Origin of the sequence: Alteromonas sp. DY56-G5, from assembly GCF_041414725.1 — a bacterium.
GTDB classification, from domain to species: Bacteria; Pseudomonadota; Gammaproteobacteria; order Enterobacterales; family Alteromonadaceae; genus Alteromonas; species Alteromonas macleodii.
The window spans coordinates 1-13,570 of sequence record NZ_JANHZQ010000042.1 but is presented as its reverse complement, the minus strand read 5'-3'; the positions used below and the strand labels follow the sequence as shown (position 1 = coordinate 13,570).

Genomic DNA, 13,570 nt, shown 5'->3' with positions numbered 1-13,570 from the left:
AGTTCAATTAAGCCACTGACTTATCGATCTGGGAATAGAAATAGTTGTTGTAATACTTAATGTTGTCTTCGACTATCGAGTCTAGGATACCTGACGCCTTTTCATCATCAGCGCCCAACTGCTTTCTTCTTGTTTCTATTTCTTCTTCAAACGAGCCTTGCGGATATCGGTGGACCAATAACTTTCTCGTTTCCCAAAGCCCTATTTGTTTCGCTAATCTTTCAACTATGTATGTGTCAGTTCTTGTAGAGTTTACAGTCCATAGAAAAATTGGCCCTTTCGTACTCATCAACAATTGCTCTAACCAACCATCTTTGGTGTCGAAAAGACCAATCATTGTTGAACCACCTTTGCCAGGTTTGCGAATTGAGTTTCTCAACAAATTCGCCATTGAATCATTGAGGCCAAACTCGTTAACCAAAGAGTCGATATTTTTCTTACCACCCGCACCAAGTATTATAATTGTAGTAGCCAGCTCTTTGATTTCCTCAGGGAACGCGTTACCTAATTGACTTGCTAGCACAACATCAACCCCCCACTTCCGTCCCTCAAGCACCATTGTCACAAGCTGCTCAAGAAATTGAGTTACTTTCCTACCACGATGAACTTCGTCGCCAACGAATCGTTTAACAGTTCTCTGAAGTCTGGCAATTTCTTGTTCGTGGAAAGAATAGTAATCGTGTTCGAAGATCCCCACTGGACCTTCCATTTCCTTCAGTTGGTCGGGCCCTTTATAAATATCATTGGTCAAGATGTGGTAAGCCAGCGTATACATTAGCGCTGTTCTTTTTTCCGCCTCCGGGCCTTTACCTTTTGTAACATCATCTAGGTCTAAAGACACTATTCTTGAATGAGCTATGTCGAAAACAGTTACGCCACTTAAAATCGGAAACATTGACATGGCAGCTCGAAGTTTCCTAGAAACATATTTAACGATTGGTTCGAACGTAGGCGTTTTAGACTCGGCGAAATCGTCAACTATCCTACCGTCCGAACATAATGCTATTAGGTCAGAAAAAGTTGGCACAGCATAACGTTGAGCTAGAGAAGCTAGTCGATATTCTTTGTTGATAGCTAAGAAGTCTACAACATCCCACCACCTTGGGATTTTTGTCGGCGGGTTGAAATCTAGCTCTTCAAGCTTCGCATCTACTTGCTCAATGTAGCCTGAATGGTAATCTTTTGAAGACTTCCTTTCAGCGCAAACCCTATACGCTAACTTTAGTAAAGCCTGAATAACGTCAAGTGTACCTTCAGGGGGAGCAGTATTGTCATCAGGAAGGCAAAGCGTGCTTACTATGTTGATCAAAGTCGACATGTGCCCTGAAAGGGGATTCCTTAGACCTAACTGCGTATCCATTGGGTTAACACAAAAGTCTTTCGTGTTTTGAATTCTATAATATTGAGCTAGATACTGCTTAGATTCGGGCAGACACGAACTGACCAAGTCTACGAGCCCTTTAGAGCCTGGGCCGATGTCAATTTGTCTAATGTATGGAAGCTCTTGTGCGTCAGGGTGCAAGACTAGCGACCAATTATCAGATGCAAGCTCAACGGTCTTACCGAAGCCCATTGGGCCAACAACTAACTTTGTCCAATGTGACTGTTTCTGAGAATAGGGTTGGCAGGGGATAATTTTGCCTCTTACTGTCCGGTAAACCCTAGAACCTGTCTCCCAAACTGACGCTGGCTGCGTAATTGGAAGAAGTCTGGCAGTGCTGTGTAAATCAAACGGTAAAGGCTTCGCAGAGTTACCACTAGTTAAGCCTGGAATACTAGATAGTGTAGATTCAACTACGTCTCCTTCTACAGAAGCAACTTGTGTGTTACCCCAAGACTGGCAAATACGTGCTATTAACTCTCGTCTTTTTTTAGCAAGCTGGATGTCATCGTTATAAGCCCATGTGCAAATATTAATTTTTAGGCTTACTATTTCGTGTCCACCATCCCTTAAGTCTCGCAGTGCTTTTGATACTGACAGTACATCTTTATTGTCGCTGCCTCCCGTTACGCGCAGGAAGGTAGCCAAGGTGTCTTGAAAGCTAATTAACCCCATACCACCGTTGGTAATATCGTAGTGAATTCTAAATGGGATATTTGCCTTTTGTAGCTCTTTATACAACGCATTAAATGGCTTTGGGTTTTGTGGACTAAATGCTACCGACAATGGGGCATATATAGTGTCACCTATCCTCGCAGTAGAACTGTCGCATGGACTAAGTTCTCGTGTCATTAGCTGATCAGCGAGTCTTGGGTAACCCAAATGAGAATAGTCACCCTTTCTCTTTTCTGGTATCTGGAGGCTATGTTTGTCACCAGTTAATACAGCTTTCCAATCGGGAGCTGTCCATGCACTATCGTAAGCCAACCGTATATCGTAAGTTAATTCATGGATATCCATGGTTCTGCAAAAAATATTAGAATTGCTAAACATCTCACGTAATGAGTTCAATAAGCTGACATGTTTATCAACATAAAAGGAAACGCCTTTCGAAAGTGATTGAGCTCCCGTCATAAACGGCATGCCCTTAGCTTGTTTTTCTTTTAGGCGCTGCAACTCCTTTCGTTCCGTCGGGGTTAAATTCCTAACGTAAGTATAAACAACTAAATAATTGCGCTCACTATGACAATACTTTGCAAGTGCATCTACTTCTTCATCAATTACACTTGTGTCAATAAAGCCAATTTTACTGGCTGTTGCTCTTGCTGCGTCACCGAAGACCCGGTTGAGTTCTTCTTTTGTTTTGTCAGTATCTGAAGAAAAATAATGAATAAATCTATGCGTCCCCTCTTGCAGGTGGGCTTTATAGTCTTCCTCAATAGTTTCAATCAAGTCGTCATATTCTTCTTGTGAAACAGTGCTGCGACTCCCATCAATACGAATACCTGAAACAAGGGTTCCATCATTTTGCACTAAACAAAAATCACCGTGCACTGTATCAAGGCTCACAAAATCTTTTGGGCTTTGTTTTAACAACTTAGAAGAGACAATTTGTGCTAAGGATTCAAAATTTGACAAAAATCGCTCAGCTAACGTTTGTGGATGGTTATATATCATTGACTTACACCCTATGTCAGTGAGGGAGGTGGTGAGAAGTAGTCAGGGTTAACCTGATGCCAGTATTTTAAAATATGCCGGTATTCAGCTTTTGATGGAAAGTATTTAAGGTGCTTAAAAATGGAAGAGGCCTCTTCCAACTTATTAGCCCTAATGCTTGTTAAAGCTGTTACGGTTTGTATTACAGACCCAGTATCCGTTAAAAAAAGGTAGTCTTTTTTTGTAGCCTGCATGTGTTGAAATTGGCTAATTAAATTTTGAGCAGCTTTAGCATACGGAAGTGATGAAACTAAACTTGTACATGTAATACGGGCAACATTGCTTACATGAGCTTGCTCGAGATTGGTAACATGTAGAATTAAACCATGATTATTGCTCCCACTAACCTGCCTACCTAATTTTTTTGAAGTAGCACAGATAGAACATAATAAAAAAGGTTCGCCTTCTGAATTAACAAACACCTCTACATAGCCAGAGGGGACTTCTTTTGTGGGAGCTGATTGAAAACCACAGCAGCTACACAAAAAATCATTGTCATTCAAAACAGACCATTCTCGCCTAGTAACCTGATAGTTCAGGTCACTAGGCATGTTCTTGCGCTCTTTGAGATTGCTGATCATAGGTTACTAGTTTGAAGAAGAGCTACCTGAGTTACTCCCGCCTTGAATTAAGGTACGAGTTTGTTCGAACTCATTTGAGTCACCAAAAAACTGATTTGTAACCATCAAAATAACAACCATGATAGAAGCTAATGCGCCACCGCCACCAATTTTCCCCCAGTGAGTGCCGTTGCTTTCGCCACCACCGCCATTTCTACCTTGCATAAGCCCCATAATGCCACTAGCAACAAACAGCACACCAACGATCGCCAAGAAGACTAATATCATGTTGAGGATACTATTACCGCCACTTGCTAGGTTATCAGCGCCTGTGCCTATGCTCTGTGCGACTGCACCAGTCGAAATTAATCCACTAACAGCAAGTGCTAGAATTGTTTTAAGGTTTCTTTTCATCTTTATTCCTATAGTTTCATTAAAAAGAAAAATACTCTGTGCCTAAAGCACCCTGACCTACACTGTTTGAAATCATGTCCACGCCGAGGTCAAATGCGTAACACAAGATTGCTAATCCGTATAAAGCTAATGCTTCAAAATGCCAATTCTCCCGTTTAGTGTCGGCCCCTATCGCACCAACATATGTGGCTCTTGCCATAAGTAAAAAACCAATAAAAGTGATATAAAACCTAACTGCATATAAGACGACTGTAGTATCGTCACCCGATTGTGGCGTGTAACTCATCAGCACAATGGGGTTGGTCTGGGTACGAAAAATTGTATATGTGCCCATTTCGAGTAAAGCACCCAGCGAGAACATCAACGGCCCGAAGAATACTTTGAAATAGCTTCCCGCTTTTGGTTGTTGATGCGCTTTATTGCTACTCGAAATCGCTTGAATTCCACTGTTAGTTAAAAGAACACCTGTAATCGCGGATATAACAATCAACGCTCTGTATAAGCCTGGTATCTGCTCAGCAATTGAGTGAAATACATTAATAAAATTTGAATAATCCACTACTAAGACCTAATAACACATGTGCCTGCTGTAATAGTTCGGTCAACTGCATTCATTGAGGAAACCTTTCCACAGTTTGGAACGTTGGTTCCTATAGTCACTCTTAGTTTTTGGTTTGAAGATTTGTTTTTAAGGAAAGCTATTGAACGTTCAAAGCTAGCTAGCTTAATTTCCCACTGAACAACCCGCTTTACGGGGCTACCTTTAACAATACGCGATTGAACAAGTTCTTTAGATTGAGAGGACGATTGCTCGCTTACGATTCTATTCGGCTCCATGTTTGACTCTTTCCAATCTTCCAGAGCTTCTGTTCTGTTGGCCAACCAACCAAAGTTCTTGGTATTTCGTTCGGTCTGCGAAGTTAACTTTTGAACTGCTGAATTTGCTGACTGTACTTGTGACAACAAGTTACCAAAATCCCTATCAGTTGTTGCAAACGTAAGCATGTCAGACTCTAGCGAGTCTAATTTACTGAGCGTAGCATTAAGATTTTGATGAATTCCTTCCATTCTGCTGATCAACTCCCGCTGATTAGTTCTTAGCTCAGAAATTTGTTCTTGATATGAAGCATTGCGACCGAGGTTACTCTGTATTTCTGCAACTTTTTCTTGTGAAGCTTCAAATTGCGTACTCAATTCACTTATTTTTTGTTGCCACATTTCATCTTGGATATCCCCATCACTCAATGAGGGCAAAGTTATTGCGTCAAGTTGCTGAACAAATTTATTCGGCCCAACATAGGTGACTGTTGCAGTCAGTAGAGTCATCAACCCGACAAGTGAAATGGTGTATTTATTTGTTAACCAGCGAGGAGGTTTAGGATGCGCTTTTTTCTTTGCTCGACTTTTATTCGTAGAGTTTTCATTACTACTCTCTGATTTCGGTGTTTCGCTGTCAGTTTCCTCAGGTTGATTTTTGATAGGAACAACTGAAGAAGTTGACGGCGCTCCTTTTGTGAATAAATCGTCTTCGTCACTAGCAAAATCAGGTTGTAAATCGTGGTTCATGTTCAGCCCCCAAACTTTAATTGAGGACAAGTTAACTATCAGGCGCTTGTGTAACAATCACAAATGTAAGATAAGTCGGGAAAGACAAAAAAGGGGCGTATTGCCCCCTTTTCTTTAAGGTTTTTTATTCAATTTCGAAGCAGGGATATGTTCGAAGAACTTCACCAAGATCTCAGTATTAGTTGGTATTCTTACTGTAGTTGGACGATTAACTCTTTGAGCTAAAGTTGGGATGAGTACTTCACCTGCAGCACCTACTCCCTGTAGTAACACATCCGTTGCACTCAAGCCTGATATGATAGTCGTCGACTCGGTTGAGCCAGCAACGATATCTGTTTGTTCAGTTCTGTCTTGGCTATTTTCAACACCTTCGCCAATTCCTTTGGCAAAGGAAGCGAGAAAAACTCCTCCAAAGCGATACCAAAAATGGGTATCTACTTCGACACCTAATCCAGCAGAAGCAGTCACTGGATCTAGACCTATCGCATTTGACGTAAAGCAAGGAATATCCACAGGGCAAAATCTCTTAAAAGCTAGAACGGCATTGTCGTAACGCAGTTCGACCTGGGCATAGGCTTTAGCGAGGTGAAGTGGATTATCAGGATCGGCCATATGTAGTTCCACTTCAAGCTCATCATTAAAGTCGGTATCCATCATGTGCTGAACAATAGCATATGCGGTATCGCCAGAGTTGATTGCAATATTGCCACCATCAGCATTGGCAGAGTCCTTGTTGACGTCTGCGTGAACTTCCTCTTTCTCAACCTTACCGTTGGTAGAATCGATAGAGTGATAATTACTAAGGCTCACATACTGGGGTTCAATAGAATCCATATAGCTTGCTGTAGTTTTCTCCATGGCATTTAACTTATTTATAAGTCTCGCAGCCAATCTTGATTTTGCGCTTGAATCAACCCTACTTGTTGGAATTTTGCCTGAGTCGTCGACAGCTTCGTTAGTTAATTCAGCCGATTTTGGTTCAGGTACATTTTCATCAAAGGTTCGCGTTGAAGAAGCTTCTTCTTTTTTTCCTTTAAGATTTTCTATTTTTTGAGGGACAACATTCAGAATATCGCCCGCCTCACCTTTAGGTTCAATTTTTGGCGCAAGTTCAGTGCTTAAGTCTGCCAATGATACCGGTTTATCATTAATGAGAATTTCGTCACCATTTTCACCTGTAACCTGCCCTAAACTATTAACAGATAAACGCTGCCCTCTAAATCGAACACTGCGCCCAAGTTCATCTACTATTTTGTTGTTTTCATCAAGGTAAAGCAGCTCACCATCGCGCTTGATTGGCATTCCATTTTTGTCTACTACGAGCCCAGTAGACGTCTTATACAAATCAGTACCTGCAATTGGGATTAGATCCTTAGCATTCTTTATTGTCTTACCGTCTTCTCCAACAACTGAACCGTCAGAATCAACCACAACAACCCCTTTGGCAGGCTTCTTATCAGATGTTACCAATGCCCCAGACTCCGTCATAAATAGACTATTCCCCAATGCATCTCTAATCGGAAGTCCTTCAGTGTCGACTAGCTTTCCAGTTTTAGGGTCAATACCAATTGCTTTTCCATTAACCTTAAAAGGACGTCCATGTTGATCGACAATTTTCCCATCTCTAGTAACGAAAAAGTCAGTGCTACCAATTCGCTTCATTTCAGTAGTAACTGGCTTGCCATCAGCAAGAAGCAAAACTCCATCACCATCTGCCAATAAAGTGCCGGATAACTTTTCTCCTTTTTCATCAACTAAAGCACCTGAATCAGACATATATACCAAGTTACCTCTGCTATCCTTAACTGGATTACCCTCTTCATCAATGAGCATTCCATCTTTCCCTACACGGACTTTTTTGCCGTTATAGGTCATTGGACGACCTTTCTGGTCAAGCAGGTAACCGTCTGCAGTGCTATTAAAACGACCTATTGAAGTGCCCTCTCCTGAAGAAAGAGCTTTAAACCCTCCATTGGGTACCGTTGAAATTCTACCTTTTTTAAAAGGGCTCGAGATTTTTCTACCAGCACTATCAACCAATTCCATTTGCTCATTTAAATAGACCTCGTTGCCAGAATCATCGATGATAGGAACTCCATCCTCATCTACTAATAATCCATCAGCTCTTTTGAAGACTTTTTTTCCATTGTGTAGCAAAGGGGAACCGTTGAGAGTAACCACTTCTTGTGGCAATGGCGGGTGGTCTAGAGAACTGTTTGCAATAGAATTGCCATTCATATCAGTTAAGACATTATTAGCCAATTTTCTACCGTTGATATCTGTTAATGCGCCAGTTTTAGATTGATAAACAACCTTTCCGTTAGCATCAGTAACTAACTTTCCTGAACGAGTTCTCAGTGTTCCATCCGGTTGACGATAAACTTTTTCACCATTGAAAAGCATTGGTTTTCCATTTGCAGTGACAAGCTGCCCATGCACCTGCTCAGATTTGAATCCGGCATTGGGTAAATCATTTCCAGCGGCGTCCTTGAATATCTTCTTCTCAATCTTATTCCCTAAGTAATCCACCGCATCCCCAGATTCGTTCAATCTAACAGGTCTTCCATTATGTAAAATTTCGTTCCCATCCTGGTCTACAAGGGTGCCGTCTTTCTTTTTATAGACACGTTTGCCATTAAAAAGAATCGGAGATCCATTCTTAGTGACCAATTCATTATCTAATGCCTTGAACTCATTTGGCTTGAGACTAATACCGTTTTTATCAGTGAGATGTACATTTCTTATTGGTTTACCAGCTTTATTAACAAGGTTACCGTTGTTATCTACATAAACTCTTTCGCCAGACGCCGACTTAACCACCAGCCCATTTTCATCTATTAACGAACCGTCGGGTTGCTTGAATACCTTTTTGCCGTTGAAATAAATTTGTTTCCCATCTGATGTAAAAGGAGTCTTTAATAAAGGAGGTTCATCAATAGTTTTATTTTCGACAATATTCCCAGCCGCATCAGTGAATAGAGGTTCGGAAATTTGCTTTCCATCTTCGTCCACTAGTTCGCCACTTGAGTTAATTCGCAGACTTTTTCCGTCTTCTGTTCTAACTTCATTGCCATCTTCATCTACAAGTAATCCATTACTTTTTCGAAATACTCTTTTACCTTTGTAGAAGAGCGGTTCACCATTAGCGGTAACGCTCATTCGAGGCGGATCTATATCATCAGGACTTATTGTTTCACCTGCTCTATTCTTGAATAGGCGCTCTTTAATTTCATTACCAGAAGAATCAACAAAGGCACCTGATTCGTCCATAAAAACGATGTTGCCATCACTGTCTTTAACCAAATTCCCATGCTCATCCACAAGACTGCCATCGCTTTGTTTAAAGACCTTCTTCCCTTTGAATAACAGAGGCTGGCCGTCACTAGTAAGCATTACTCCTTGTGGAACTACTTTATCTAAAGAAGTGTTTGATACTGCTCTCCCATCTTTATCGGTGAATAGGTTTTCGCTAATTGGGTTTCCTTTTGCATCGACAATGCTGCCATCCATATTGGCGAACACCGGCTTACCGTCTTTAGTAGTGACAATATTTCCGTCTTCATCGACTAAAGAACCGTCTTTTTTGCGGAAAACCTTTTTTCCTTTGTAGAAAATATCTTTGCCTTTAGATGTTAGACTTGAAGAACGTTGAATAGGCTGTTCAATTATTTCGTTAGAAGAAACTGTGCGTCCTTGCCTATCAGTAAATGGTAAATCGACCCTGCGGCCAGTAGCATCAGCAAAGCCTCCATCTTCATTCATAAAAACTGCTCGACCTTCACTGTCTAGAACAGGTCCACCATCTTCATAAACCAAAGAACCGTCTGGCTTTTTAAGCACTTTTTTTCCATTCACATAGACGCTTTCCCCTTTCTTAGTAACGAGTTCTATCGCATCAGAATTTGGGGAAGATTTAGAGCTTACATCTGTGATTGGCACACCAAAGGCGTTAACCACCTCTCCATCCTTCGAGATAACCAGAGCTGAACCTGAATCATCTCTGACAATATTCCCGTCTTCATCAACGACTCTATTCCCTTTTCTATAAAGTTTTTTTCCTTTGAAGGTTAAAGGTAAACCATCCTCACTTAGCAAGGGCTCAAGCGTTCCAAAGCTACCTTGTTCAACATTATTTCCATTCTTTAAGCTGAAGCCTTCCATTGAAGCGATCTGACCATCTTCAGTTACAATGAAGCCTGCATCATTTAATCTTAATAGCCCCCCAGTTTGAGTAAGAATTGGGTTTCCATCACTATCAAATAACTGTCCGTCTTTATTCTTCCTGACAGCCTTACCATTGAATAACAGTAGTTCTCCATCAGCATTGACTACAGGAACAAGTGCATCATCTTTACTTTGAAGTTTACCCGATGCTGAAACAACAACGTTATCAGCCGTTAGAATATCGACACCTACTACAGCTAGTTCGCCACTTTGATTCACGAATTGACCATCATCATTCAAATATAATTGATTATTTTTTTGGTCAGTTACCGCTTGGTTATCATAAGTTCTCAACCCGATTAAACCGGAAGGAAGGTATTTATTGAAATCGATGAAGATGTCTTTCGCCCGGAAAAGGAGGGGCTTACCTTGGTTAGTTGCCAGCAAGCCATCGCTAGTTAAAAATATATCTGATGACCCTTTTTGAGTAAGCTTCCCTTGTCTTGTAATAAGATGGCCGTTTCTGTCGTATGCTACCCCTTCGCTATTTTTAAGAATTCCTGACTGTATTCCGCCAGAGCCAATAGGAACTGAAAGTAGACCATCGTCTCCTACCAAGACTTCAGCACCTTTATGATTTTTGACAGAAATGTGGCCAGTTAATAACCTGTCCCCAATTCCTCTAGATACACCATCGCCATAATGAAGGATTATGTTGTTAAATCTATCTCTCAGTATCTGACGATCGTCTATTAATAAATCAGACTCCCCCAACCTTTTTAGATTTGCCAATGGCTCAGCTAGCTTTCCATAATTATCAATTAGTATCCCCGTATAAGAGAAAAGAATACCTGGCTTGTCGAAAACCTCGTTTGAGCCATTTACAAGATGCCCTCTAGTATTCTGGTAGATGACACTCGATTCCCACCTTGAAGCAATCTCACGAATATCTACTAGCTCTCGCTCACGATTTCTGAAAACAAAATTTCCTGCATGTCGAATGGGTTTTCCATCTAGCGTAACTAATTGAGAGTCAAAGGTTTGATACACATCTGAATTGCCTATTTGAGTCATATTATCGGCACGAAATGCGTATAATCCGTTGGACATTAGGACTACTCCATTTGCAGACTGCAATTGGCCCATAAGGGAAACTTTCTTTGCTTCAGAGTCAATAATTTCTCCATTCACTCCCAAATACAGAGCAGTACCGCCTTTATCACTGAACGACACTTCGTTTTCCATCAATAAGGCGCCATCTTCGCCTAAACGAATTGATTGTCCTGCTAAAAGATGTTTTTGCTTGTCTTCACCAACAAGAAACCTATCTGCAGAGATATAAATATCACTATTCCCAACACGACTCACATAATCGCTATTGTTTTCAAACTCAACACCAGCTCTCGCTAACCTTGCATGAAATTCTTCATCAGACATTGTGCAACCACATGTAGCGATTTCCTCGCTGACTTCTATGGACTGATTTTTTTTATTGCCGTCAATTATGAACGGGATATGCACACCATTTCTCTGTTTTGTAGCATTTTCATAATTAGCCTTATTCTGCTTCTCTATGGAGTCGGCATAGGCTTCATCATAGTCGGCTAACGCATCAGCTTTTTGTTCTCCACCAGCAATCTGAACCATCGTGTTCGGTGATTTTTTTTCGTCAGCTGTAATAAAGGAAACAATCAAAGTTCCCAGTATTACTACGCACACAATCATCACAGAAATGACAAGAAATGGACGGTTAGAAGGTGCCATAATTGCGGTTGTGTACTTATTAATATTCATACTTCGAGTTGTCCTTCTGAAAATACACAGAAATAGGTGTTCCGTTATCATTGGTAAACAAAATTGATGGTAGATAGGCGATTTCATAGGCCGCGAAGCCCCCTGGCCCATGTCGTACTGAGATAGGATCAATACCGTGAACTGTCAGGTCAGTTAGAAGAAACAGGACTTCACCCTTTTTCCATGCATTGACCCGTGAATTACTAGTTTTTAGCTTTTCAAAATCATCACTAAGGGAATGGCCGCCTTGCAGGATTTCCTGCATAAATGGCTCGTTGCTCATCATGGCATTGTGGCTTTCTAAAGGAGTCTCAGAAGATAGAGGGCCTAATTTAGGTAGTTGCATGGTAAGAGAGGCATGATACTCATTCTTATCCGCTACCAATTCAAAGGTTATTAACTCGTCTAACCCTTTGAGCCCTACTGTTAAATTGGTTGAACCGACTCTGTAGTTACCTGTGATCTTTATCTTGTTATTATTTGATGTTTGAAGTTTTTCAGCCGTAAACTCTTCTGAACTTCCAATAGAGTCATAGACAATTTCCCAAGGCTTCCCGCTTGCATCAATAATTGATAGATGTGAATCCCAACCTGGGGTGGTATGGATTACGTATGGTTTAGCACCCGGTGATAAATCAATGCTATCAATTGTCCGTATTGGTATAGCAGGCTTCTTTCTTTTTAACGCTTCAGACTCCTGCTTTTTCATTTCAGCAAATTTTCTTAACTGCTCAGGCGTCATATTGAATTTCCGTTGAAGGAAAATTTCAAACGCTAAGTTCTCCAATTCTTCTTCTGATAAATCAGTCTCTACAGCCTCATCTGTATAGGGAATTAAATCATCAGGAAGTTGCTGCTTTTCTTGTGCTTCAACTGTGAAGCTCGTGATAGTTAGTAAAAGTGCTACATGCAAACTCTTCATTGTTAGCCCCTAACTGATTTTAAGAAGTAAGAATCTACGGCGAGGCCTCGAATGTTCTTATCACGACTTACAGAATGGATAATCAAATCAATTTGGTATTCGCGACCGTTCGTTGAGTAATTTCCGCCCCCCATAAACCAGTCGAAGGTCATTTGGATATGCCATATATAGTTATCTTCATCAAAGTCGACTATTCGAGGAGCAGAAGTTGGTTCAGACCAAGATGTGAGTTTTCTTGATGTAATCTGGTCAATAAGCTTTGAGTTCATCATCTGCAATTGATAGTTATCAAAAGCTCTTTGGTTAGTGAACTCATCTTCAAGGGAAGTGATATATTCTATATAGTCAGTAAACGAAATTTTATGAAATTCCTTTACCTTGTCTGAAGCGAATTTTAGAACATCTTTCTCAGTTATACTTGGGAGCGATGTCTGTTGTAATTCAACTACACTGTTCTCAGGAGAAAGTAAAAAGGCAAGGCTAATAGGATCTTTGTTAGCAGCTTTGTTTAAGCCAAATGAGAGCACCATTAGACATGCCAGAGCTAGGCCGATACCGGCGACACATACTTTCACTATTCTACGGAGGAACATGTTCCTATCCAAAATTATCTGTGATGGATACATTCCAGAATCTTTATAAGCCACCCTTAAATCAGTTGACTTCCCAAAGATTGCTTCTAATTCCTCGTTGTAATCTCTCTCTTCACTCATCTTTTTCTAATTCCCAAATCGCTAATAACTAAACCGTTTATATTTTCTGTCCTAACAACTTGGCGTAATCGCATATGAAGCATTAATGACTTTGTTTCTGGGTCGCCGGAAGGGCCATACATTGTTTGGATAATCGGAATATTGAATATGAAAGTCCGGTATCCTTTATCTAGCAAAACGCCTTGCAATCGAGGCTTCCTAACTGTTGTAGCAGTTACGATAAGCTTCTGATTTTTAATTTTATTGATAGAGTTGCTTTCGATCGGCGTTTTTCAAGGTAGTTGTCGCCTGAGCTGTTAAGCAGCTTCTTTTTTGTTCTCTGGGTTTAATTTCACATCAC

8 protein-coding genes are annotated in these 13,570 nt (G+C 40.8%); all 8 read right to left on the bottom strand.

The annotated features are described in order from the left end of the window. Nucleotides 1–7: 7 nt before the first annotated feature. The 8 genes from NO989_RS17270 to NO989_RS17235 all read right to left on the bottom strand — a co-directional run bounded on the left by NO989_RS17270 (nucleotide 8) and on the right by NO989_RS17235 (nucleotide 13,230). Nucleotides 8–3,058 (bottom strand): hypothetical protein, encoded by a 3,051-nt coding sequence (locus NO989_RS17270; protein ID WP_015068618.1) that lies wholly within the window; start codon nucleotides 3,056–3,058, stop codon nucleotides 8–10. An 11-nt stretch (nucleotides 3,059–3,069) separates the two neighbouring features. Continuing rightward, a complete protein-coding gene (locus tag NO989_RS17265; protein WP_015068617.1) occupies nucleotides 3,070–3,648 on the bottom strand; it encodes a hypothetical protein in 579 nt (192 codons plus the stop codon). Between the two features lie 36 nt (nucleotides 3,649–3,684). Further along, a complete protein-coding gene (locus tag NO989_RS17260; RefSeq protein WP_015068616.1) occupies nucleotides 3,685–4,071 on the bottom strand; it encodes a hypothetical protein in 387 nt (128 codons plus the stop codon). Between the two features lie 19 nt (nucleotides 4,072–4,090). Beyond that, on the bottom strand, nucleotides 4,091–4,630 hold the full coding sequence (locus NO989_RS17255; protein WP_015068615.1) for a hypothetical protein: 540 nt from the start codon (nucleotides 4,628–4,630) through the stop codon (nucleotides 4,091–4,093). A gap of 2 nt (nucleotides 4,631–4,632) precedes the next feature. Beyond that, the gene (locus NO989_RS17250) at nucleotides 4,633–5,637 is read right to left on the bottom strand and encodes a hypothetical protein (protein ID WP_015068614.1); all 1,005 of its coding nucleotides are present in this window, start codon (nucleotides 5,635–5,637) and stop codon (nucleotides 4,633–4,635) included. Nucleotides 5,638–5,751: 114 nt separating this feature from the next. Then, on the bottom strand, nucleotides 5,752–11,595 hold the full coding sequence (locus NO989_RS17245; RefSeq protein WP_015068613.1) for a hypothetical protein: 5,844 nt from the start codon (nucleotides 11,593–11,595) through the stop codon (nucleotides 5,752–5,754). Beyond that, entirely contained in the window at nucleotides 11,585–12,517 is a 933-nt protein-coding gene (locus NO989_RS17240; RefSeq protein ID WP_015068612.1) for a DotH/IcmK family type IV secretion protein, read from the bottom strand. The genes NO989_RS17245 and NO989_RS17240 overlap by 11 nt, the downstream gene beginning before the upstream one ends. Before the next feature lie 2 nt (nucleotides 12,518–12,519). Next, nucleotides 12,520–13,230: a DotI/IcmL family type IV secretion protein gene (locus NO989_RS17235; protein ID WP_015068611.1), complete on the bottom strand. Its 711-nt coding sequence runs from the start codon at nucleotides 13,228–13,230 to the stop codon at nucleotides 12,520–12,522. Between the last annotated feature and the right edge of the window lie 340 nt (nucleotides 13,231–13,570).

What these genes read in the sequence shown, in the direction of transcription:
- NO989_RS17270 (WP_015068618.1), bottom strand. Translation starts at nt 3,058, where the DNA reads ATGATATATAACCATCCACAAACGTTAGCTGAGCGATTTTTGTCAAAT.
- NO989_RS17265 (WP_015068617.1), bottom strand. Translation starts at nt 3,648, where the DNA reads ATGCCTAGTGACCTGAACTATCAGGTTACTAGGCGAGAATGGTCTGTT.
- NO989_RS17260 (WP_015068616.1), bottom strand. Translation starts at nt 4,071, where the DNA reads ATGAAAAGAAACCTTAAAACAATTCTAGCACTTGCTGTTAGTGGATTA.
- NO989_RS17250 (WP_015068614.1), bottom strand. Translation starts at nt 5,637, where the DNA reads ATGAACCACGATTTACAACCTGATTTTGCTAGTGACGAAGACGATTTA.
- NO989_RS17245 (WP_015068613.1), bottom strand. Translation starts at nt 11,595, where the DNA reads ATGAATATTAATAAGTACACAACCGCAATTATGGCACCTTCTAACCGT.
- NO989_RS17240 (WP_015068612.1), bottom strand. Translation starts at nt 12,517, where the DNA reads ATGAAGAGTTTGCATGTAGCACTTTTACTAACTATCACGAGCTTCACA.
- NO989_RS17235 (WP_015068611.1), bottom strand. Translation starts at nt 13,230, where the DNA reads ATGAGTGAAGAGAGAGATTACAACGAGGAATTAGAAGCAATCTTTGGG.